Source organism: Dyella sp. AD56 (assembly GCF_002878475.1).
Taxonomy (GTDB): domain Bacteria; phylum Pseudomonadota; class Gammaproteobacteria; order Xanthomonadales; family Rhodanobacteraceae; genus Dyella.
Genome location: NZ_NRDP01000034.1, coordinates 1 through 20214 on the forward strand (window position 1 = coordinate 1; position 20214 = coordinate 20214).

Consider the following 20214-nt stretch of genomic DNA (forward strand, 5'->3'; position numbering starts at 1 on the left):
GTTGCGTCTCGCTGCTGGTCACGCCAGGACGTACGCCGGTATCGACCTCTTCACGCTTGATCCATTCCAGCAACGTCTGCGGCACGCAGCCAATCTTCGGGGCAATCGATTCGACCGCCGCCCACAGCGACGGATACTCTCCGCGATGCTCTTGCACCATGCGCACAGCGCGCTCACGGATCTCAGGTGAGAACTTGTTTGACTTCTTCATGGCTCCATCTTCTCAAGAGTTGGAGCCTCCACCAATCCCGGGGCGATTCAGGAGCCTGTTCAAGCATTTGATCGAGCGAGGCGAGTACGAAGGCGCTAACCCGGCGCATGGGTTTAGCTTTCCAGAGAAGATGCGGCCGAAGATGAAGCGGCAGCAGTGGGATGGCGAACGCTTGACCAGGCTGTTCAATTCGCCCGTCTGGACTGGCTGCAAGTCCAAGAGTTCTCGGAGCAAGCCAGGTGTGCTGGTCATCAAGGATGAGAAGTACTGGTTACCACTGTTGGGGCTGTATCACGGTAACCGGCTCGAAGAGTTTGCCCAGCTGGTCCGGTCCGATCTGCGTCGTGAAGAGGAGATCTGGTACTTCGACATCAACGACGATGGCGACAAGCAGGTGAAGAACGAACAATCCAAGCGACGCGTGCCGGTTCATCCTCAGCTACTCGTTCTCGACTTCATCGAGTACATCGAAGACATCGCTCCCTCGTCGTCTGACCCTCTGTTCCCTCAGTTGAAGCCTGGCGGTGCGGACGGGAAGCGAGGACATGCCTTTACGAAGTGGTGGACTCGCTACCGGAAAGAGATCGGACTGTACGAGCCTGGGCTTGACTACCACTCATTTCGACACGGCGTGACAACTAAGCTGTTTGCGTCCGGTGTGTCGGAGGTGTTTGTGGATGAACTGACCGGCCATGAAGGCAAGGGCACTAGTCGTGCCGTTTACACGAAGGAAATGCCGCTCCGGAAGCTGTACGAGGCTATTTGCCGGGTCGAGTGGCCAGAGGTATTAATCACACCGTAGCGCACGGATGGTGCCCTAAGAGCTGCGTATAGGCACGACACTTGGCATTTTCGCAGATCGCCGATGGGTGGCTTGGCTTTCATAGACCGCTGCCCTCGGCGGGAAACTTTTAGAACACCGCGTTGGATGCTTTGAGGTAGCCGAGGAAGTTCGCGCAGGGGACCATCACTCCTGGCTGTTTACAAACAGCCGGGATTTTGTAGCGCTTCTTGTTCTGGGGCAGGACTGGCTGCTCCTTCTCGTCCGACACAAGCTCGTGCCCATGGACGCTTGCGCAGGCAATGACCAGCAAATCGTTCTCATCGACACCGTCGGCGTGGTAAGCATCCGCTTGCACTCCGAGCATGTCCTTGATGGCCGAAGCCGCCTGTAGAGTGGCTTCTGTAATGTCGATGACTTGGACGTGCGCTGCTTTGAGCCAAGCGTGGCAGTCAGGCGACATGTGGCCCACTTCGTCGTAGGCAACTTCCGGAATGCCCACCCGCCCAGCCGCGATCTCGTCCTCCAGCCAGAGCCAGAGCCGCGGAAACATTTGGATCGGGTAGTTATCCCACCCATAAATTATCGACGAGGCATCAAATACGCGCATAGAAGCGCTCTAGTTGATGCAGATCGGAAATCTTTAGGTTATCGAGGTACGTACTGGCCCGAGCCAACGTTATGCGCTTGCCGCTCAACGAGTCGAGCACGGTGCGAACGTAGCCGTCTCCAAAGATGTGGACCGGCTCGCGATGCCTGTACTGTCGATTGCCTTGGCCGTCCTCTGCGTATACCTGGCGATCGCGCCAGGCCCGGTATTCGTTGTACTTGTCAGCTGTCAGTCGTCCAGAGTCGAGAAGGCGCCGAAGAATAACTTCTGTGCTTACCGTCCACTTCTCCGACTGCGGCCGAAGCCACCCATCGTATTCTTCGACGCCTCTGGGCCGCCGTTGGTCATTTATCTCCAACAGGAACTCTGCCGGGACCAATAGATGTCCGGCAAACATGTTGGCTTCTCGCTCATGACCTTCATTCGAATGAAAGTCTGAGGCGTCATCGATCGAGCTAGCCCGGTGCAGAACGAGGTGGCCCAGCTCGTGCATTAAGGTAAACGACTGGCGAGTCTCGAATCGCTCCTTGCGGACAACGATCACAGGGCAGCGGTCATCGTAAAGGGCAAAACCAAGGACCGGGCTGTCCTTTGGGATCTGCCACTTCCCGTTATAGCCGTTGCTCCGGAAGACCAATATGCCTTTTGCCTGAAGCGCGGCGCGATAGCTTGTGAAATCATTTTCCGGCCCTAGCCCCAACCACCTTCTAATGGCTGCAGCAGCACGGACCACGTCGCGAGGAAGCTCCGGGGGCGCAAACCGGGGCGCAGCATCCTCTTGGAGGTCCTCCTGGAGCGTCAGGTAAATCTCTCTCGACTTCTCGACGCGTTCAATCAACAACTTGAGCTTTGGCGATAGGCCGATCTTCTGATTCGCCAAAGTCCGAAACTGCGGCGTGTGGACCAGTTCGGCAGTGGCCGGCCCTTGCTCCAGAAAGAAGAGAACGCCCCTTCCAAAGTATTCGGCGATTCGTCGGAGCTGGCCAAAGGTGACCCCTGGCTCACCTGCCATCGTCTTCTCAAGGGTCGGCAGGGCAATGTTGGTGTCCGCAGCCAAGTCTGCCAGCGAGACATCTCTGTCTTCGCAGCACCATTCAATGCGCTCTGGGTTGACGGTCTGGAGCCGTTCCATAAGTTTGCAGTGTGCCGTCAGATGGAGTGACGCGATAGAGGGCCAAGCAGGCGAGCGAAGCGTGCCGGTGGCTAGGATCACCCTCTGCGACAGCGTGAGGGGTGGAAAAATATTCGGCAGAAATTTCCGGCACGGTATCTAAACGGCGGTGACGTCGTGACTCCCCCCTGGCCCTCCGTGCCCTGTTGAATGGCCCTGTTTCGCATTCGGGATTACGGGGCGGCGAGCAGCGGGGGGGGCATCCGGCACCGTCTGGCGAATCGAGCTGTTGCCAAGTCTACGTCATTGGTACAGAATGGACTAACGAGCGATAGTCCGTTTTGTACTGTCGAGGGAACGATGAAACTGGTGAGTTATCTCCGCGTCTCCACGAGGAAGCAGGGCGAGAGCGGGCTGGGCCTTGATGCGCAACGAGCGGCTATTGCCGGCTACGCAGCCCAGCGGCACGGAACGGTCATTCAGACCTTCACTGAGGTTGAAAGCGGCAAGCTCAATCAGCGTCCTGCGCTGGCGGAGGCGCTGCACCTTGCGAAGGTCACGGGGGCGACACTTGTCATCGCCAAGCTGGACCGTCTTTCCCGTAACGCAGCCTTCCTCCTGGCGCTGCGCGACAGCGGTGTGCGCTTCGTTGCAGCCGACATGCCGGATGCTAACGATCTAACAGTTGGCATCATGGCGTTGGTTGCGCAGCAGGAGCGCGAGGCCATCTCTCGACGCACAAAGGAGGCGCTTGCAGCCGCCAAAGCGCGCGGAGTTTGCCTGGGCAACCCCAACGGCGCCTCTGCGCTCATGCGGGCAGCCAAGGGCAACTCAGCCAGCGTGGCCGTCATTCGCCTTGGAGCGGACAGTCACGCTCGGAATTTGCATCCGGTCATCGAAGCACTTGCCGCTGAGGGCATCAAGAGTCTCGGTGCTGTAGCTGAGGCACTGAATGGACGGGGTATGCTCACGCCACGCGGCGGGCGATGGCACAAATCCTCGGTGCGCAACCTGCTGGATCGTCTTCGTAACCAACTTGCGTGAGCACTGTTGGCACGACCACGATCCGGTGTTTGAGCCTCTAGGGACCTTGTTAGCCCTACGGAGCAACCCCAAGCCTCTTCAGACCGGCCCTGACCACTTGGTCATTGGGATCGAGCTTCAGCGCGGCACGGTAGTCGGCAACAGCCTTGTCGCGTTGGCCGAGCTTTTCGTAGATGGCGCCTCGCGTCCCCACGCTGTTGGCTGACTGTGGCGCCAGGGCGACCGCCTTGTTGGCGTCCGCTAGGCCTTGGGCGTCCCTTCCTGCCTGGTGATAAGTCCAGGCTCGGTTGTTGTAGGCGCGCTCATAGCTTGGGTTAAGCGCTATTGCCTTGGTGTAGTCGGCAATGGCTTGGTCGTAGAGCGCCTTATGCGCGAATACGAGGCCGCGGTTGAAGTACGGTTTGGCGTCACTGGGGTTGAGAGCAATTGCCTTGTTGTAGTCAGCAATGGCCTGGTCGTTGAGGCCCTTAGTGCTGTAGAGATCTCCCCGGTTGATATACGCGTTTGTGTAGCCGGGGTCGAGCATGACGGCGCTGGTGTAGTCGGCAATGGCCTGGTCGTTCAGACCTTTTCTCCGATAGGCGACACCACGATCGAAGTGAGCCACGGCATCAGCAGGATTTAGCGAGATGGCTCTTGTTTGATCAGCTATTGCTGCGTCGTAGAGTCCCTTCGTGGAGAAGGATGCGCCGCGATTGACATAGGCGGCAGCAAGGCTCCCCAAAGGCTCTTGGCCTGACTGGATCAACGCCGTGCAGGCATTGATGCATCTGTCTAGGTCCCCGCTCTGGCACACGGCTTCTGCGTAGGTCCTCATTGAGGCTGACGCTTCTGCCTCTAGGCCGGTAGCGTATGCCGGGCTAACAGTCGCGGAAGCAGTTCCAGCTAGCAACAAGCCTAATCCGATCATCGGTGTGAACTGAGCGACTGCGGCAAACTGAATGGCACGGACTCCGAGTCGTTTGCTTTCCATAGCTGGCTCCCAGGTGCTTAAAGCGTTGAGAGTAAGCGATGCAGCTCTCGCGACGTCAACAGGGCGCCGGCGTCGGAGCTGTAAGCGAGCGAGGGCCGCAAAGCGCGGAACGACATTGCGTAGATGACCGCCAATACTCGCGATTACCTGCTGCGCGTTCGCATGTCCCCGCGAGTTGCTTACGTCGCGAGCATTCAAGGGGGTCAGATCGCAGCAGACACGAATGCGCGGAACTTGCGGCCCGTGGCCGAGGCCCTAGCTGCGGAAGGCAAGATGAGTCTCGGTTCAGTAGCAGCCGCGCTCTACGAGCGAGGAATGCTGACACCTTGAGGGGACCGCCGGCACAAGACCTCTGTGCGCAACCTGCTGAACCGCATGCAGAAGAACGCACACGGGAGAGCCTCTGCCTTGTAAGACGTGTCGCATTAACTTACGATTGACGGTCATTTTCCTCTCCGTCTAGCCGCTCACGTGCCTCTGGTTGCTGGTGAGGGGTGTCGAGTTTTAGGTAGGCCCGCGTCATGGATGGATTGGCACACGGCCACGAGGCCGACGACGAGTTCGAAGATGACGAGCCTTCAGAGCGCCATTTCGACCCATCCCGAGCACCGACGTCACCCGGACTCCAGCGATTCGTCGCGGAGCAAATAGAGCGGCTGAGCGCTTTTGAGATCGAAAGCGGGCGCCGGGTAAGGCGGAGAAGGGCCGGAAGGGACCAAGAGCGGTTTGAGCGAGCCGTCACGGCCATCCTCTGCGACGTGATCCATGCCGAGCTGACCGAAGCTGGAAGCTGGCGGTACGCCACTTTCTCGAAGGAAATACTGGGCCGCGCCGGACAAGGCCCCGACTTCATCACGGAGACGTTCCCAGCGATTGTCCGATGCATGAGCGAGCCACCCGTGGCACTCCTGGAGTTCCAGCTAGGGGTCTACTCCCCGTTCGGTGGGCGATGCACGACCATCCGGGCAGGAGGTAATCTCCGGTCAGCCATCAGGAACCTAGGGCTTCACTACGGCGACATAGGGTGTGATCTGCGACTGCGCGGAGACCCCATCCGGCTCCGAGGACCGAAGAAGGAGCGACAGGAGAGAGGCGACATCTTGCCGGTCCCCGCTGGCGAGCCTGCTGAAACCTTCCGAAGGGAAGTCGATCGCCTGAACCACTGGTATGCCCGTGCTGACTTGGATTGCAGCGTGCTCCCGGATGGCAGGCTCTGTGACCTTTCCAGCCGCTACCTACGCCGCCACTTCAACAATGGCCGCATGGACCAGGGCGGGCGGTTCTTCGGAGCGTTCTGGCTGGAAATGAAAGCGAAGCACCGACTCGAATGCCTCACCATCAATGCTGAGCGGGTGGTGAGCCTCGACTTCGGCCAGTGCGCTATTCGCATTGCATACGGTCAGGCAGGCGTCCCAGTACCCGATGGGGACCTTTACGAAGTCAGCGGACTAAACCGCGACGGCGTGAAGAAGGTGATGAATGCCCTTCTACACAGCTCGAAGGAGCTTTCCCGATTTCCACAGGAAACACGTCCATTCTTCGGAGACGGCTACGGATTCCACCAAGTCGTTCGTTGGATAGCGGCCCGCCATGCACCTATCGCGCACCTGTTTGGCTCGGGCTTCGGCATGGCCGGCTTCTTCATCGAGAGCCAGGTCATGGTGAAGAGCCTGTTGGATCTGATGGATATCGGAATCACTGCACTCCCTGTGCATGACTGTGTCCTGGTGCCACGGAGCGCTGCGCTCACAGCGAGAGAGATTCTCCTGAGTAATTTCCGATCGATCACTGGTGCGGAGGGAGAGGTGGAGATGGAGCAGCACAAGTACCTAGCGACACCACTACCTCGATAGGCACCCAGGGAGCCACATCGGGGCCACCTATAGATCATCCTCTGGCTCCCTTCTGTAGGGGCCGTAAGGGCGTTGTTAGAAGGAGAGACCATGACCAGCGCATCGCAACGTCAGCGGCGCATCGCCAATCTTCGCGGGCGCATCGCCGGTCCTCAGGACGCCTATGAGCGATGCCGGGCCTTTCCTTGCAAGAACCGCACGACAGCGGATCGTGGTGAGGGGCTTAACAGGCTCTACTGCCGGAAGCACATCGAGTTCTATCGGCGCCACGGTAGCTACGTGAAGGCCAGTTACGGAGCAGGGGAGCTACGTCCCTACCGACTGCGGGCGCTCGGGTGGCTGAAGGCGCATGGACACGAGCTGGTGGTCAGGTCCGCCGTTGAGAGTGTGCAACGCCTCTATCGATCCGCTGGCGCTCCCATAGCGGCCAACAGGCTGACTGGGCTGTCTCCAGGCGACCGCGCGAACGCGGCTTGGGCGCAACTTCGAAAGGCCAATGTTGAGCCGCTAGAAGTGGTCGCGGCGTGGCTCGCTGTTGATCTCCGCATACGCGATGACCTCCAGCCAGATCGGCACGAAGAGTACCGTCAGGTGCAAGCGGCCAAGCTCATTCATCGCATGGCGGGCGGGATGCACAAGCGCTGGGAGCTGGAACGGCCTGACGGCAAAATGGCCCTCACAGAGTTCCACAAGCACCCGGTTAGCCGGGGGCGGGTCTTGCGAGTGCTCGGATGCCAACTCCAGGCAGCTTGTGGTGAGCTGTGTATCGCCTGATAGGCCCACTATGGGTCAGAAACGGACTTGGAATGCCATCGCTAAGCGAGGCTGATGTCCTCCAAACTGACATGTCGGCCCGAACCGCCTTCCCTCACGATAAGCTCCACCAGGACAGATGCGCCTTCGGGCATGCGTACAACGCATTCCACAACGGCGAACAAGTTAGTGTCGTTCGGCTTGAAGTACTTTACGGTCTGCCACGGCGTCACGTGGCTAACTTCTTGTTTGGCTTCAGCCAGGCAGGTGGCGAGATCGACCTCGATCGCTTCTGAGGCCCTTCGGTCGTAGGCACGGGCATAGCCAAAGCGATCAGCCAGCGCGGAAAAGTCTCGTTGAATTAGCAGCTCGACCGCCTCAGTGCCAAAGCGTAATAAGGATCGCTGGTCAGTCTGGTCATCGGTGAGAAGCATGTGCGGTGTCTCCAAACTTCCTTAGGTTAGCTTCGAGTCGAAAGCGGACATGCTCAAAGAACAGAAATGACCTCGGCGTCAGCGACCAGCTTTCCGCCCTCCTGAATTCGCCAACGTCGCCCAGGCTGCAATAGCTCCGTGATCCCCATTACGTTTAGGAACTCGACCACTAGCTCGGCGGTCTCCCCAGGCTCAATCCAGCGTTCCCCCGTAACCTCGAATTGACCAATGTAAAAGGTCAGATCGGTAGCTCCACCGAAATTGTGGTTTGGCCGATATCGAGTCGTTACCGGGCTGGTCCGGCCGCCCTCTTCGGTGCTAAGCATGTGCACCCTCGCTTGGACACGAATGGTCTTTGGGCCACCACCAGTTGGCTCTAGCACGTCATGGAAACCGAACGCTTTCGACATTTCCTTCCCCGGTTCTCGATGTCTGCTTAGTTCGGGAGCGAACGATTCAGCTAGCGTGCCATGAAGCACCCGACGGCATCGCCCCGTACATTGAATGTGACCGGCGGATCGCCCGAGTAAGCGAGTACGAAGTCTCTTTGAGTCGGATCAAAGTACAGCTCATAGCCCTGCCGGTCATCGGCAACCATGACGCAGGACCTAATCTCACACTCGGCTGAGCCAATGACTTGCTCATACGAATCCCTGATTTTGATGTCGCGCCAGGTAGGCTCAACGAGCGCAGCTCGCATCTCAATCAACTGAGCGTCCACCCACTCTTGAGGCAGTGGCCGGCCGATAGCTTTGGGATGAATGTCGTAGAGGTAGTTCTCAATCTCGCTTTCAACAGCAGCACGCAGTGCAACCAAGTCCATTCTTCCCCTCCTTCCTGAGGCCCGTTCCGGTTCGAGATCAGACGCTTCCAGCTTGCCGGCACGCCTGTCTGGCGACAAGCCGGAAATCCCTACGGGCAGCCGTCAGCACCAACACAGTGGTCGCCTCCTTCGGGAATTGGTGTCCAACCTGACCGGAACTCATCCTGGCTGGGAGACTCACTTGCAACGCTCCCACTTTGCTCCCACCATGCTCCCACCTCGAAGCCCACGTGCTCCGTAAGGCCTTGATTCTTGGTTGCGGGCTTCGAACCTTTCGAATCCTAGTCTCCCAGCCAAAAACAAAAAGCCCGCCTTTACGGCGGGCTTTTTGTTTTTCGTTGGGAGGGTTCAGGAGACAAACCTCGTTCGACAAATTCGTCTGGAACGAATTTGGACAGCGCAACGCGCTGGCCCCGTAGCGCGTAGCGCGAAGGGGTGAGCCCCAAGGATGGGGCGAACAATCCCAGAGTCGCACGCTAGCGAAAGCCCAAACAAAGCCCGCTCCTATCGCGGGCTTTTGTTTTTCGTCGGTACATAGGAGGCGAATCAACATTTGAGAAAATTTCCCGCAATAACAAGACTGCGTGCAACGCCAGCCATGTACCTCAGGACACAAAAAAGCCCGCCATAAAGGCGGGCTTTTTGTTCCGCACCCACCAATCCTTACTCCCCGCGCTGCAACTCAACATCATGCGCCCGCTTCACATAGTTCTGATAAGCCGGAATCGCAATCGCGGCAAGCATCGCAATCACAAAGATGGGAACCAGCATGAGGAAATAGAACGCACCTTTGGGCGGCTTCGGGTTGCTCGATCCGGTCTCCTTCCAGCGCGAAATCCAGCTCAGTTGGCCTTGCAGGTAGAACGTGGTGAAGAAGAACAACGTGACGCCACCGATCTCCACCGGCAGGTGGTATTCGGCAAGCTTGCGCTTGATGGAGCCGGCCATCGAAAAGTAGGAGACGTACCAGAGCACGTAGTAGGCAAGTGAGAGCAAGCCGCCGAGACCCGATCTCCTGCTGCCCGCCGATATCACTTCACCAACGATGAGGCAGGCCAGGCCGGCGACCAGCATGGTGGTGGCCTTGCTGTCGCTGTCGATCTTCTTCACCCAGTTCGCTTGGATAAATGGCCAGACGATGGTGAAGATTCCAAGCGTAAGGATGCTGAACAGAAACACCAGACCCCAGTGCAGGGACGGCGGTGCGGGAAGGTTGCGACGGCTCAGAGTCTCGGACGCATCGTCGTCGTGCGACGCATAGCTGACGCCAGAGGGGCTTGGTGCCGGAGCACGCTCGTCGTAGCTGTAGGTCGGGCCAGGGCGATCCTCCGCGACAAAGACAGCGGGAGCGCTTGCCGCTGCCTTGAGTACTGGCGGGGGTGGCGTCGGGGTAGCGGCTTCTTCCGGGAACAGGGAGGACAGTGGCACCCATTCAGGCATGCCTTTATGCCAGGCCAGCGTATCGGGCCCGAAGCGCCCCTCGGCTATCCAGCGGCGTACCTCGTCTTCAGCGAAAGGGCCGCTCTTCTGCCCATTCTGCGCTATCCATATCTTCTCGCCGTTAGGCATGCCGAGTCCCCCACCTGTTTGGAGTCACTGATTGCGAAGGCCTGCGCACGAGCAGGCGATGAATTGGTTGCGCCCGGAGCCGTATGCGGCCCCTGCGGTGAAAGCCATGCAGGTACGACCTGGAAAGTGCGATGCGAAACAGACGGAATGAAACGTGTAGACGAAACCGTCCCTGCGCGGATTGAGCGCAAGCCTTGGCGCGGTCACGATGACAATTCCGCCTGTCGCCGGCGGTGCCGGGCACAGTCGGGTAAGCGATATGTTCCATCCACCGCTCCTGGTCCCCGGAAAAGAGCCTAGCGGTCGCTCGCTGGCGGTACAAGTTGGGCGTTGGGATTCGCTCTCCTGCACGACATTCACAGCCCAAGGACAGGATGGCGCCGAACCTTGCTGCCAGTCGCCGGCCATGCCGGTCAACCCATGGGCCGCCGATGCTCCAGTCCACCGCGCCAGAGGTCGATGCCGCTCCCAAGCCAACGGAGGAGCGCGAGTCGAGCGTGCTGGCACCGCTGACGGTGCCGGTGTTCCGGCAGATCTGGATCGCCAACCTGTTCGGCAACCTGGGCACGTGGGCGCAGTCGGTGGCGGTGGCCTGGGTGATTACGGCGGCGCACGCCAGCCCGATCATGGTGGCGATGGTGCAGGTGGCATCTGCAGCGCCATTGGTGGTGTTGTCGATTGCCACGGGCGTACTGGCCGACAACTACGACAAGCGGAAGATCATGCTGGTCGGTCAGGTGGTGGAGATGGCGGGCGCTATCTTCCTTACGGCGCTGGCTTTCGTAGGCACGCTCGACCCAACCTTGCTGATACTCGCGGTGCTTTGGATCTCGCTGGGCAGTGCTATCACCGTGCCGGCATGGCAATCGGCGGTAGGCGAGCAGGTGCCACATCGCATGGTGAGTTCGGCGGTGCTGCTCAATGGCGTCAACTACAACGTGGCGCGCGCCGTCGGGCCCGCATTGGGCGGTTTGCTGCTCAGCGTGCTGGCGCCCAGTTGGGTTTTCTTGGTCAACACCATCAGTTACGTCGGCTTGATCGCGGCGTTGTGGTACTGGCAACGCGAGCTGCCCGTTCGCACCTTGCCGCCTGAGCGCATGGGCGAGGGCGTCATCGCGGCCATGCGCTTCACGTGGAATTCCACGGTGACGCGCCTGGCGATGTTGCGTTCTTTCATGTTTGGGTTCACCGCGAGCGTGATCTGGGCTCTGCTGCCGCTGGTGGCGCGCGAACGACCGGACGGAAGTGCCGCGCTCTATGGCTACATGCTGGGTACGCTGGGTTTGGGCGCGATCCTGGGTAGCGTGCTGGTACCGCTGTTGCGCCGGCTGCTGGGATCCAGTCGCCTGATCAGCGCTGCCGCTTTCACCCTGGCCGTCATGCTGCTGTTGCTGGGTTACGCAGGCTCGTTGGCAGTGATCATGCCGGCATTGGGCGTGGCTGGTGCATGTTGGATCGCCGCATTGACCGAGTACAACGCGAACGTGCAATTGCTGGTGCCGGACTGGGTGAAGGGGAGGGCGTTGGCCCTCTATCAGACCGCGCTTTATGCCGGCCTCGCCATCGGCTCGTTCCTGTGGGGGCATCTGGCGGAAACCATGGGCGTGTCCGGTGCCATCCTGTCGGCGGCGGTCACCATGGGCATCACCGCGTTCCTGATGTATCACTCGCAGTTTCCGCAGTTCGATGCAGGCAGCGTGAAGCCGGCGATGCGCCCGGGCGACAAGCGGCCGGTGCTTACGTTCGACCACGAGCGCGGCGACGTGGTGATGGCCATCGAGTATGTGATCGCTCCGGAGCAGGCTGGTGAATTCATGGCGCTGGCCGATGACCTCAGGCATCTGCGATTACGCAATGGCGTGCGCTATTGGGGCTTGTATCGGGATGTGCGCAGGGGCGAGATCTGGCGTGAAGTGCTGTTGATCGAAAGTTGGTTGCAGCACCTGCGCATGCTCGATCGCATGACGCTGGCGGACAAGGCGTTGATCGATCGTGCACGCGCGCTGCACCAGGGGCCGGAACCGCCCAAGGTCACGGTGAGCGTCGCCTACGATTCGATGCCGTCTTCGACCGATATGACGTAAAGGCCATCAACGGAAGTGGTGGCTGACGAGCCCTCAAGCAAAAACGCCTCCCGGAGTCCGGAAGGCGTTTTTTGTCCCGCGCGATGAAGCGGACTTACATTACTTTGTCGCCCACCAGCACCACATCCGCTGCGCGGCGCGCGAACAGGCCCACGGTGACGATGCCCGGGATCTGGTTGAGGTCGTTCTCCAGGCCCACCGGGTCGGTAATCTGCCAACCGTGCACGTCGATCACCCAGTTACCGTTATCGGTGACCACGCCGTCGCGCCACACCGGGTTGCCGCCGCGCTTGACGATCTCCCGACCGATCAAGCTGCGCGCCATCGGAATCACTTCGATGGGCAGCGGGAACTTGCCCAGCAGCGGGACCTGCTTGCCCGAGTCGATGATGCAGACGAACTTGTCGCTGGCTTCGGCAATGATCTTCTCGCGCGTGAGCGCAGCGCCGCCGCCCTTGATGAGGCGCTTGTGCGGATCGCATTCGTCGGCACCGTCCACGTAGAGCGTGAGTCGACCGGTGGCATTGAGGTCGAGCACAGGGATGCCCAGGCGCTTCAGATGCGCGGTCGACTGTTCGGAACTGGACACCGCGCCTTGAATACGATCCTTCAAGTCGGCTAGTGCGTCGATGAAGAAGGCGACGGTAGAGCCGGTGCCGACACCGACGATGGCTCCATCTTCGACGTAGCGGATGGCGGCTTCGCCGGCCTGGCGTTTTTCGTTGGCGCTCATGAGCGTGGGTTCCAATAAGGGAAAGAGTTATTCCATCGTCAGGATGTGGCGCCATTCCTCGGCGCCCACCGGCATGACGGAGAGTCGGTTGCCCTTGCGCACCAGCGCCATGTCGGCGAGCGCGGGTTCGGCCTGCAGTTGCTTGAGCGTGATGGTGTGCTTGAGCTTCTTCACGAACTTCACGTCCACCAGCGCCCAGCGCGGGTTATCGCGCGAGCTGGCGGCATCGAAGTACTTGCTCTTCGGGTCGAACTGGCTGGGGTCGGGATAGGCATCCGTGGCGACCTCGGCAATGCCGACAATGCCCGGTTCGGCGCAATTGGAGTGGTAGAAGAAAATCCTGTCACCCACGCGCATGCCATCGCGCATGAAGTTGCGCGCCTGGTAGTTGCGCACGCCGTCCCAGGCTTCCTGACCCTTTTTCTTCAGGTCGTCGATGGAGAAGGCATCCGGCTCCGACTTCATCAGCCAGTATTGGGTGTTCTTACTCATGCGCTGGCTTCTCCGTTCTCGCCGGTGGCGTGGCAGTCGATCAGTTCGCGGTCCGTAGCGATGAAATCGAGCGGCACGTCCCAGGGCTCTTCATCGATCTCGGGCAGCTCCTGGAATGCGTAGGCGATGCCGACCAACAGTGGTTCCGTGGGGCGCACCTGCTCGTTGAGGAAGGCAAACGCGCGGTCGTAATAGCCCCCACCCGTGCCCAGCCGGTTGCCTCGGCGGTCAAAGCCCGTCAGTGGCACCAGTACCAGGTCGAGCTGGAAGGGTTCCAGCAGCTCGCTTGGCTTGGCGGGTTCAGGAATGCCGTAGCGGTTGGGCTGGACGTCCTCGCCGGACTGCCATGGCGCGAAACGCAGCTGATGGTTCGGGCCTATCACCGGCAGCAGGAACTGCTGTCCCCGCGTAGCCAGCGGCGGAATGACGAGGTTCAGCGGCAACTCGCCGTCGCAGGCCCAGTAACCGGCCACTCGCGCGTCGGTAAGGTACTCGGGGAGTTGTTCCAGGCTGCGGCGCAGCCCCTGAGCCGCGGCGATCCGCTGCGGGGGCGTCAGGGCGCGGCGCTGTTCGGCCAGTTGCCGGCGTAATTCGCGTCGCTGGGCGTTGGCGTCCACGTTCGCGTCTCCTGCAGTGCGAGCGGCCCCTGAATGGACGGCGCCGATGGGCTTTCGCGAGCCCTTTGCACTTGCGGCGCTCCTTTCGGCGCCGCAAGTAGGGAATGAGGTGGCGTTAACCGCGGTGCCGCTGCCCACCAAACGACCTTGATCCACGATGGATCAGGTGGGAGGGCGACATGGTCTCAAGGCTTTCCGCACGCGGCGGACATGCACAACGACCAATGAAAAGCCGACCCGGGGCCGTATTTAGGAACAAGGCAAATGTAAGAGTGTGCTGGCGCACACCGCAGATAACGCCGTGGACTATTTTATGTGGGCAGCGAGTGCGGCTTCAAGCTTGCGACGCAATGCGGTGATGCCGTCAGTCACGCTCTGATCAGAGCCAGTGTGCTGCTTGCGCAGCGCCAGGAACTCGTGCGTGACGCTGATAGCCGCCAGCACGGCCAGGCGATCGAAGCCCGGCGCCTTGGCGTTGGCACGCAATTCGCGCATCTTGCGATCGAGGTAGGCGGCGGATTCCAGCAGCCCTTCGCGCTCTTCCGGCGCGCAAGCGATCAGGAATTCGCGATCCACCAGTCGCAGGGCGACCGGTTCGTTGGCGGTGGTACCCAAATTGCTCTCAGCCATTGTTCTCGAGCGCCTTCAGTCGCTGGATCATTGCCTCGACACGGCTGCGCGCCTGTTCGTTGCGTGCCATGAGGCCGGCACGTTCGCTGGCCAGCTGTTCCTGGCTGTGGCGCAGGCTGCGGTTTTCCTCGTTGAGGCGACGCACGGTGTCAAGCAGCCGGTCGACTTGTTCGCCGAGGGCTGCAAGCTCTTGCTTGACGGGGTCTGGCTTGACGGAATCGGGCACGCTCATGGGCGGAAACTATAACAGGAGGCCTGCCGAAAGCAGCAGGCTGGCGGACGTTCTGGGAACCAGTGCATTAAACTCGTGCATTGTCTTGAAAGGAGCCACGCCATGACAGCAAACGAGCCCATTGGCTACGACGAACTGGACGCCGCGGCAGCCCGTCTGCAACTAGCTGAGGATGCGAGTGGCCTGCACGGCTCGCTATGCGGGTTCCTGGCCGGTGGTGGCCGCGTGGGCCGGCAATCGTTGGTGGCGGTGTTGCACTTGGATGCCGAGGCCGCCACGCCGTCGCCGGGCGATCAGGCGTTGCTGGAGCGCTTGGTAAAGCAGACCGAATCCGAGCTGGCCGACCCCGAGCTGGGTTTCGAGCCGTTGCTGCCGGCGGACGATCGGCCGGTGACCGAGCGCGCCGATGCCCTCGTCGACTGGTGTCGCGGTTTCCTGGGTGGCTTCGGTCTGGGCGGCGCCGAGACGCACGGCAAGTTGTCCGATGAAGCGCAGGAGATCCTCAAGGATCTCGGCACCATCGCGGCATCGTCCTTCGAATTTGGCGAGGAGGCTGAAGATGAGGATGCGCTGATCGAAGTCCATGAGTTTGTGCGCATGGGCGCGATGCTGCTGTTTGCGGAATGCTCGAACCGCCACGATTCCAGCAACGACACCGTGCATTGAATATTTCGTCCGAAGAGTACGCTCGTCGGCGCCGCCAGTTGATGCGCATGGCGGGCGAGGATGCTGTGCTCTTGATCGCCGCCGCGCCCGAACGTGTACGCAACGCGGATGCTAACTGGCCGTATCGGCAGGATTCGGACCTGCATTATCTCTCGGGTTTTCCCGAACCCGATGCCGTGCTGGCGCTGTTGCCGGGCCGCAAGCACGGCGAGGCCGTGCTGTTTTGTCGTGAGCGCGACGAGGAACACGAGCGCTGGCACGGTGAATCCATCGGCACCGATCGTGCCGTGAGCGAACACGGCATGGACGATGCGTTCCCCATCGACGACATCGACGACATCCTGCCCGGCATGATCGAGGGCAGGGCGCGTGTCTACTGCCATTTCGGTCGCGAACCCGAGTTCGACGCCCGCTTGCTGGGCTGGATGCGTCGTCTGCGCCAGCTGCGCGGGGGCGGTGTGGTGCCGAAAGAGTTCGTGGCACTGGGGCATCTGCTCCACGACCTGCGTCTGTACAAATCGCGTGGCGAGCTGAAGCTGATGCGTGACTCGGCATCGATCGCCGCCGAGGCGCATCGTGCGGCCATGCAATCGGCCATCTCGGGCCGCCATGAATACGAAGTGGAAGCCGAGATCCTGCGCGTTATGCGCAGCCGCGGCGCGGTTCCGGCGTTTCCACCCATCGTGGCCGGTGGTGCGCATGCCTGCGTGATGCATTACACGGCCAATCGCTCCATCTTGCGCGATGGCGAGCTGTTGCTGGTGGATGCCGGCGCGGAAGTGGATTGCTACGCGTCCGACATCACGCGCACTTTCCCCATCAATGGCCGCTACAACCGCGAGCAGCGTGCTCTGTACGAAGTGGTGCTGGCTGCGCAGCTGGCGGCGATTGACGAAGTGCTGCCCGGGCGTGCGTTCAGTGCGGCGCACGAGGTGGCCGTGCAGGTGATTTGCGAAGGGTTGTGCGCACTCGGCCTGATCAAGGGCACCGCTGACGATGCCGTCGCCGACGGCAGCTACAAGCGTTTCTTTCCGGCCAAGACCGGGCACTGGCTAGGCCTCGATGTGCACGACGTCGGCGATTACCGCGTGGATGGCGAGCCGCGCGTGCTCGAGCCGGGCATGGTGGTGACGGTGGAGCCGGGCATCTACGTGCCGCCGGGTGATTTCACCGTGGCCGAACGCTGGCGTGGTATCGGCATCCGCATTGAAGACGACATAGCGGTGACCAAGGATGGCCACGATGTGCTGACCGACGGCGTGCCCAAGGATGCGGACGAGATCGAGGCCCTGTTGGCTTCGCGTTGAGCTGCTGCTTCTTGGTGGGAGCGCACCGCGTGCGCTCCCACTGTGCATTGGCCTGTCACCGCCCTGGCGGGTGCGGATCCTTGCGTTGATGTGCTTCGTCGGTTGCTTGCACCTCGTACCACATGGCATTGAGGATGCCGAATGCTGTAGCGAGGCCGAGGCCGAGAATCCAGGAGAAATACCACATGGCGTCGTTCCTCTCTCAGTAACCGTGGCCGGAGTGGCGCACCTGGTCTAGCGTGACGCGGCCGCGCATCACGTGATACACCCAGCTGGTATAGATGATGATGATCGGCATGAAAATAATCGTCATGGCCAACATCAGTCCCAACGTACCTTGGCTGGATGACGCATCCCAAACGGTGAGGCTCGAACGCGGGTCAAGGCGCGACGGCAGCAGGAACGGAAACAGCGCAAAGCCGGCAGAAAGAATGGTGCCCGCCACCATCAAACTACTGCATATGAAGCCGCCCAACCCCTTTTTACCCACGGTGAGCTGCACGCCGATGGCGCCGGCAAAACCGAGTACGGGGGCCAGCCAGAAATACGGGTGCTCCATATAGCTGGCGAACCAGCTGCTGCCATGCGCCACCTGCTTGAAGAGCGGATTGGATACGCCATCCGTCACCACTGGGCCGACGATGGCGTAGCCGGGCACGCCATAAGCGAGCCAGATGCCAGCGACGACGTAGAGCACCACATAGGCAAGCGTGGTCCAGCGCGCCACGCGAACGGCACGGTCGGCGATGATGTGGTCAGCCTTGTACGCTGCCCAGCAGGCGCCGTGGGCCAGCAGCATGCTCAGCGAGACCAAGCCGGCGACCAGTGCGAACGGATGCAGCAATTCGAAGAAGCTGCCATGCCAGCTCATGCGCAGATCGTCGTCGAACTGAAATGGCGCACCCAGGAACAAGTTGCCGAAGGCTACACCCGAAATCAGCATCACCACGATGCCGGATGCGGTCAACACGTAGTCCCATACGGTGCGCCAGCGTTCGTTGTGCACCTTGCCGCGGAAGTTGAAGCCCACAGGCCGCAGGATGAGTGCTACCAGCACCAGGAAAATCGCCAGGTACATGCCGGAGAACGACACCGCATAAAGCTGTGGCCACGCCGCAAACGCCGCGCCGCCGCCCAGCACGAACCACACCTGATTGCCTTCCCAGGTGGGCTCGATGGTTTCCAGCATCACCAGCCGCTCGTCTTCGGTCTTGCCTAGCACGCGCAGCAGCGCTGCGATGCCGAAATCGAAGCCATCCATGATGGCAAAGCCGATCAGCAACACACCGAGCAGGGCCCACCAGATCACGCGTAGCGTTTCATAGTCGAACATGGCGTTCTCCTCAGGCGTGGGCCGGTGCGGTGGTGACGGCGGGCGCCGGTTCGGTCGGCGGCCATAGGCCGAGTCCGTCCGGGCCCTTCTTCGCGTACTTCACCATCAGCACGGCATCGATGATGGCCAGCACGCTGTAGAACAGCACGAAGCCCGCCAGCGATGTCCACACCTGTCCGGCCGTGACGCTGGACACACCCAAAGCCGTCGGCAGGATGCCTTCAATAGACCAGGGCTGGCGGCCGTATTCGGCCACGATCCAACCCAGTTCGGCGGCAAGCCACGGCAACGGCAGGCTCCACAGGGCGAGCTTGAGCAGCCAGCGGCGCTTGTCGAGCTGGCGCTTACTCGCCTGCCAGAACATAACGCCGAACAGCAGGATGAAATAGAAGCCGCAGGCCACCATCAGGCGGAATGACCAGAACAATACGGGCACATTCGGGATGGTGCTGTCGGCCGCCTTCTGGATATCCGCTGGCGTGGCCTTGCGCGGGTCGTCCATGAAGCGCTTGAGCAGCAGCGCATAACCCATGTCCTTGTCGTGCGTGGCCAGTACATTCTTGGCCTGCTCGTTGTTCTTGTCCTGGCGCAGCGCCAGCATGGCGTCGTAGGCGAGGATGCCGTTGTTGATGCGGCCCTTGGTGTCTTCCACCAAATTGGCGATGCCCGGAATCGGTTTGTCGATGGAACGCGTGCCGATCAGGCCCATCACCCACGGGATGCGCAACGCATAGTGCGTGGTGTGGTTCTCCACGTCCGGCACGCCGATCAGCGTAAAGGACGCGGGTGCGGGCTCGGTTTCCCACATGGCCTCGATGGCCGCCATCTTCATCTTCTGGTTCTCGGAGACGGCGTAACCGGACTCGTCACCCAGCACCACCACCGACAGCGCGGCGGCCAGACCGAAGCTGGCTGCGACCGTCATCGAGCGCTTGGCGAAATCGGTGTTGCGTCCCTTCAGCAAGTACCAAGCGCTGATGGACAGCACGAACATCGAGCCCACCACGTAGCCTGCGCTTACCGTATGTACGAACTTGGCCTGCGCGACGGGGTTGAACATCACCTCGGTAAACGAGGTCACTTCCATGCGCATGGTCTGCGCGTTGAAGGCCGAGCCGACCGGGTTTTGCATCCAACCGTTGGCGATGAGGATCCACAGCGCGGAGAGGTTGGTGCCCAGCGCGAGGAACCAGGTGGTCAGCAGATGCGACACCCGCGACATGCGGTTCCAGCCCATGAAGAACAGGCCGACCAGAGTCGCTTCAAGGAAGAACGCCATCAGGCCCTCGATGGCCAGCGGCGTGCCGAACACGTCGCCCACGTAATGCGCGTAGTACGCCCAGTTCATGCCGAACTGGAACTCCATGGTGACGCCGGTGGCGACACCCATGGCGAAGTTGATGCCGAACAGCACGCCCCAGAACTGCACCATGCGCTTCCAGACTTCGCGCCCGGTCATCACATAGACACTCTCCATGATGGCGAGGATCCACACGATGCCCAAGGTGAGCGGCACGAACAGGAAGTGATAGAGCGCGGTCAGCGCGAACTGCAGGCGTGAGAGCGTGACGACATCGGAGTCGATGATCATGGGCTGTCTGCTTGCGGTGAGGAAGAGGAAGGTGCCGGCGCGAGCAGATGCTCGATGGCGGAAGGACGGGTATCGGGGCGGGCGTAGTGTGCTGCGACTACCCACCAGATCAGCGAAATAAAGGCGATCTTGGCGAGCACCAGAAAGATTAACTCGCGCCCCAGTCGACGCAGTGGCGGCCTAGGTGGGTCGATGGAACCCGGGCTTGAACGGGCCGGCTCAACGGACGGCGTGGGCATGCTTCAGACCCCTGGTTTTACCTTGGGCGAGCATACGCAAGGAATGTGAAGTTGTCGTGCGGGACGATGACGCAGTGGTGGATAGCCGCGTGGGCTGAAATGTCACTACGAACGTGGGGCGTCCTGGT

At 60.9% G+C, this 20214-nt stretch carries 22 protein-coding genes, 1 other RNA gene and 1 pseudogene; 7 read left to right on the plus strand and 17 right to left on the minus strand.

The window, feature by feature from the left end:
• A pseudogene (locus DyAD56_RS23740) lies at positions 1-211 on the minus strand (IS3 family transposase); the annotation flags it as partial.
• Here DyAD56_RS23740 and DyAD56_RS21035 point away from each other — a divergent pair.
• Positions 195-1013 (plus strand): site-specific integrase, encoded by an 819-nt coding sequence (locus DyAD56_RS21035; protein ID WP_158241419.1) that lies wholly within the window; start codon positions 195-197, stop codon positions 1011-1013. The pseudogene DyAD56_RS23740 and the gene DyAD56_RS21035 overlap by 17 nt on opposite strands.
• Before the next feature lie 109 nt (positions 1014-1122).
• Here DyAD56_RS21035 and DyAD56_RS21040 read toward each other — a convergent pair whose 3' ends face one another.
• Entirely contained in the window at positions 1123-1602 is a 480-nt protein-coding gene (locus tag DyAD56_RS21040; protein WP_102304796.1) for a DUF4411 family protein, read from the minus strand.
• The gene (locus DyAD56_RS21045) at positions 1589-2734 is read right to left on the minus strand and encodes an XRE family transcriptional regulator (RefSeq protein WP_102304797.1); all 1146 of its coding nucleotides are present in this window, start codon (positions 2732-2734) and stop codon (positions 1589-1591) included. The genes DyAD56_RS21040 and DyAD56_RS21045 overlap by 14 nt, the downstream gene beginning before the upstream one ends.
• Before the next feature lie 189 nt (positions 2735-2923).
• On the opposite strand from DyAD56_RS21045, the gene DyAD56_RS21050 reads away from it, so the two are divergent.
• Positions 2924-3757 (plus strand): recombinase family protein, encoded by an 834-nt coding sequence (locus tag DyAD56_RS21050; RefSeq protein WP_199179078.1) that lies wholly within the window; start codon positions 2924-2926, stop codon positions 3755-3757.
• Between the two features lie 55 nt (positions 3758-3812).
• On the opposite strand, the gene DyAD56_RS21055 is transcribed toward DyAD56_RS21050, so the two are convergent.
• Positions 3813-4730: a tetratricopeptide repeat protein gene (locus DyAD56_RS21055; protein WP_102304799.1), complete on the minus strand. Its 918-nt coding sequence runs from the start codon at positions 4728-4730 to the stop codon at positions 3813-3815.
• A 521-nt stretch (positions 4731-5251) separates the two neighbouring features.
• On the opposite strand from DyAD56_RS21055, the gene DyAD56_RS21060 reads away from it, so the two are divergent.
• Together DyAD56_RS21060 and DyAD56_RS21065 are read left to right on the plus strand one after the other, a co-directional pair.
• On the plus strand, positions 5252-6583 hold the full coding sequence (locus tag DyAD56_RS21060) for a hypothetical protein (RefSeq protein ID WP_102304800.1): 1332 nt from the start codon (positions 5252-5254) through the stop codon (positions 6581-6583).
• A 90-nt stretch (positions 6584-6673) separates the two neighbouring features.
• Positions 6674-7357 carry a hypothetical protein gene (locus DyAD56_RS21065; RefSeq protein ID WP_199179079.1) on the plus strand — a complete coding sequence of 228 codons (684 nt, stop codon included), beginning with the start codon at positions 6674-6676 and terminating at the stop codon, positions 7355-7357.
• Between the two features lie 41 nt (positions 7358-7398).
• Here the strand turns inward: DyAD56_RS21065 and DyAD56_RS21070 are convergent, their stop codons facing one another.
• The 3 genes from DyAD56_RS21070 to DyAD56_RS21085 form a co-directional block, all read right to left on the minus strand.
• Positions 7399-7770: a hypothetical protein gene (locus tag DyAD56_RS21070; protein WP_102304801.1), complete on the minus strand. Its 372-nt coding sequence runs from the start codon at positions 7768-7770 to the stop codon at positions 7399-7401.
• Positions 7771-8230: 460 nt separating this feature from the next.
• A complete protein-coding gene (locus DyAD56_RS21080; RefSeq protein WP_102304803.1) occupies positions 8231-8593 on the minus strand; it encodes a hypothetical protein in 363 nt (120 codons plus the stop codon).
• A gap of 663 nt (positions 8594-9256) precedes the next feature.
• Positions 9257-10162 carry a GYF domain-containing protein gene (locus DyAD56_RS21085; protein ID WP_102304804.1) on the minus strand — a complete coding sequence of 302 codons (906 nt, stop codon included), beginning with the start codon at positions 10160-10162 and terminating at the stop codon, positions 9257-9259.
• 431 nt (positions 10163-10593) lie between these two features.
• On the opposite strand from DyAD56_RS21085, the gene DyAD56_RS21090 reads away from it, so the two are divergent.
• Entirely contained in the window at positions 10594-12246 is a 1653-nt protein-coding gene (locus tag DyAD56_RS21090) for an MFS transporter (protein WP_102304805.1), read from the plus strand.
• 94 nt (positions 12247-12340) lie between these two features.
• On the opposite strand, the gene rpiA is transcribed toward DyAD56_RS21090, so the two are convergent.
• The 6 genes from rpiA to DyAD56_RS21120 all read right to left on the minus strand — a co-directional run bounded on the left by rpiA (position 12341) and on the right by DyAD56_RS21120 (position 14950).
• The gene (rpiA, locus tag DyAD56_RS21095) at positions 12341-12979 is read right to left on the minus strand and encodes a ribose-5-phosphate isomerase RpiA (protein WP_102304806.1); all 639 of its coding nucleotides are present in this window, start codon (positions 12977-12979) and stop codon (positions 12341-12343) included.
• Between the two features lie 27 nt (positions 12980-13006).
• The gene (locus DyAD56_RS21100; RefSeq protein WP_102304807.1) at positions 13007-13471 is read right to left on the minus strand and encodes an EVE domain-containing protein; all 465 of its coding nucleotides are present in this window, start codon (positions 13469-13471) and stop codon (positions 13007-13009) included.
• On the minus strand, positions 13468-14088 hold the full coding sequence (locus tag DyAD56_RS21105; RefSeq protein ID WP_102304808.1) for a 5-formyltetrahydrofolate cyclo-ligase: 621 nt from the start codon (positions 14086-14088) through the stop codon (positions 13468-13470). The genes DyAD56_RS21100 and DyAD56_RS21105 overlap by 4 nt, the downstream gene beginning before the upstream one ends.
• 112 nt (positions 14089-14200) lie before the next feature.
• Positions 14201-14387, minus strand: a non-coding RNA gene (ssrS, locus tag DyAD56_RS21110) — 6S RNA.
• A gap of 7 nt (positions 14388-14394) precedes the next feature.
• The gene (locus DyAD56_RS21115) at positions 14395-14718 is read right to left on the minus strand and encodes a cell division protein ZapA (RefSeq protein WP_102304809.1); all 324 of its coding nucleotides are present in this window, start codon (positions 14716-14718) and stop codon (positions 14395-14397) included.
• Complete coding sequence (locus tag DyAD56_RS21120; RefSeq protein WP_102304810.1) at positions 14711-14950, minus strand: TIGR02449 family protein; 240 nt, start codon at positions 14948-14950, stop codon at positions 14711-14713. The genes DyAD56_RS21115 and DyAD56_RS21120 overlap by 8 nt, the downstream gene beginning before the upstream one ends.
• Before the next feature lie 102 nt (positions 14951-15052).
• Between DyAD56_RS21120 and DyAD56_RS21125 the strand changes: the two genes are divergently transcribed.
• Together DyAD56_RS21125 and DyAD56_RS21130 are read left to right on the plus strand one after the other, a co-directional pair.
• Complete coding sequence (locus DyAD56_RS21125) at positions 15053-15616, plus strand: UPF0149 family protein (protein ID WP_102304811.1); 564 nt, start codon at positions 15053-15055, stop codon at positions 15614-15616.
• Positions 15574-16923: an aminopeptidase P N-terminal domain-containing protein gene (locus DyAD56_RS21130; protein WP_102304812.1), complete on the plus strand. Its 1350-nt coding sequence runs from the start codon at positions 15574-15576 to the stop codon at positions 16921-16923. The genes DyAD56_RS21125 and DyAD56_RS21130 overlap by 43 nt, the downstream gene beginning before the upstream one ends.
• Positions 16924-16978: 55 nt before the next feature.
• On the opposite strand, the gene cydX is transcribed toward DyAD56_RS21130, so the two are convergent.
• The 4 genes from cydX to cydP are packed head-to-tail and all read right to left on the minus strand — an operon-like array spanning position 16979 to position 20086.
• On the minus strand, positions 16979-17110 hold the full coding sequence (gene cydX, locus DyAD56_RS21135) for a cytochrome bd-I oxidase subunit CydX (protein WP_102304813.1): 132 nt from the start codon (positions 17108-17110) through the stop codon (positions 16979-16981).
• A gap of 15 nt (positions 17111-17125) precedes the next feature.
• The gene (cydB, locus tag DyAD56_RS21140) at positions 17126-18256 is read right to left on the minus strand and encodes a cytochrome d ubiquinol oxidase subunit II (protein ID WP_102304814.1); all 1131 of its coding nucleotides are present in this window, start codon (positions 18254-18256) and stop codon (positions 17126-17128) included.
• A 10-nt stretch (positions 18257-18266) separates the two neighbouring features.
• Complete coding sequence (locus DyAD56_RS21145) at positions 18267-19847, minus strand: cytochrome ubiquinol oxidase subunit I (protein ID WP_102304815.1); 1581 nt, start codon at positions 19845-19847, stop codon at positions 18267-18269.
• Complete coding sequence (gene cydP / locus DyAD56_RS21150) at positions 19844-20086, minus strand: cytochrome oxidase putative small subunit CydP (RefSeq protein WP_233202794.1); 243 nt, start codon at positions 20084-20086, stop codon at positions 19844-19846. Before cydP ends, DyAD56_RS21145 begins: the two co-directional genes overlap by 4 nt.
• Positions 20087-20214: the final 128 nt, after the last annotated feature.

What these genes read in the sequence shown, in the direction of transcription:
- DyAD56_RS21040 (WP_102304796.1), bottom strand. Translation starts at nt 1,602, where the DNA reads ATGCGCGTATTTGATGCCTCGTCGATAATTTATGGGTGGGATAACTAC.
- DyAD56_RS21045 (WP_102304797.1), bottom strand. Translation starts at nt 2,734, where the DNA reads ATGGAACGGCTCCAGACCGTCAACCCAGAGCGCATTGAATGGTGCTGC.
- DyAD56_RS21050 (WP_199179078.1), top strand. Translation starts at nt 2,924, where the DNA reads ATGGCCCTGTTTCGCATTCGGGATTACGGGGCGGCGAGCAGCGGGGGG.
- DyAD56_RS21055 (WP_102304799.1), bottom strand. Translation starts at nt 4,730, where the DNA reads ATGGAAAGCAAACGACTCGGAGTCCGTGCCATTCAGTTTGCCGCAGTC.
- DyAD56_RS21060 (WP_102304800.1), top strand. Translation starts at nt 5,252, where the DNA reads ATGGATGGATTGGCACACGGCCACGAGGCCGACGACGAGTTCGAAGAT.
- DyAD56_RS21065 (WP_199179079.1), top strand. Translation starts at nt 6,674, where the DNA reads ATGACCAGCGCATCGCAACGTCAGCGGCGCATCGCCAATCTTCGCGGG.
- DyAD56_RS21070 (WP_102304801.1), bottom strand. Translation starts at nt 7,770, where the DNA reads ATGCTTCTCACCGATGACCAGACTGACCAGCGATCCTTATTACGCTTT.
- DyAD56_RS21080 (WP_102304803.1), bottom strand. Translation starts at nt 8,593, where the DNA reads ATGGACTTGGTTGCACTGCGTGCTGCTGTTGAAAGCGAGATTGAGAAC.
- DyAD56_RS21085 (WP_102304804.1), bottom strand. Translation starts at nt 10,162, where the DNA reads ATGCCTAACGGCGAGAAGATATGGATAGCGCAGAATGGGCAGAAGAGC.
- DyAD56_RS21090 (WP_102304805.1), top strand. Translation starts at nt 10,594, where the DNA reads ATGCTCCAGTCCACCGCGCCAGAGGTCGATGCCGCTCCCAAGCCAACG.
- rpiA (WP_102304806.1), bottom strand. Translation starts at nt 12,979, where the DNA reads ATGAGCGCCAACGAAAAACGCCAGGCCGGCGAAGCCGCCATCCGCTAC.
- DyAD56_RS21100 (WP_102304807.1), bottom strand. Translation starts at nt 13,471, where the DNA reads ATGAGTAAGAACACCCAATACTGGCTGATGAAGTCGGAGCCGGATGCC.
- DyAD56_RS21115 (WP_102304809.1), bottom strand. Translation starts at nt 14,718, where the DNA reads ATGGCTGAGAGCAATTTGGGTACCACCGCCAACGAACCGGTCGCCCTG.
- DyAD56_RS21120 (WP_102304810.1), bottom strand. Translation starts at nt 14,950, where the DNA reads ATGAGCGTGCCCGATTCCGTCAAGCCAGACCCCGTCAAGCAAGAGCTT.
- DyAD56_RS21125 (WP_102304811.1), top strand. Translation starts at nt 15,053, where the DNA reads ATGACAGCAAACGAGCCCATTGGCTACGACGAACTGGACGCCGCGGCA.
- DyAD56_RS21130 (WP_102304812.1), top strand. Translation starts at nt 15,574, where the DNA reads ATGCTCGAACCGCCACGATTCCAGCAACGACACCGTGCATTGAATATT.
- cydX (WP_102304813.1), bottom strand. Translation starts at nt 17,110, where the DNA reads ATGTGGTATTTCTCCTGGATTCTCGGCCTCGGCCTCGCTACAGCATTC.
- cydB (WP_102304814.1), bottom strand. Translation starts at nt 18,256, where the DNA reads ATGTTCGACTATGAAACGCTACGCGTGATCTGGTGGGCCCTGCTCGGT.
- DyAD56_RS21145 (WP_102304815.1), bottom strand. Translation starts at nt 19,847, where the DNA reads ATGATCATCGACTCCGATGTCGTCACGCTCTCACGCCTGCAGTTCGCG.
- cydP (WP_233202794.1), bottom strand. Translation starts at nt 20,086, where the DNA reads ATGCCCACGCCGTCCGTTGAGCCGGCCCGTTCAAGCCCGGGTTCCATC.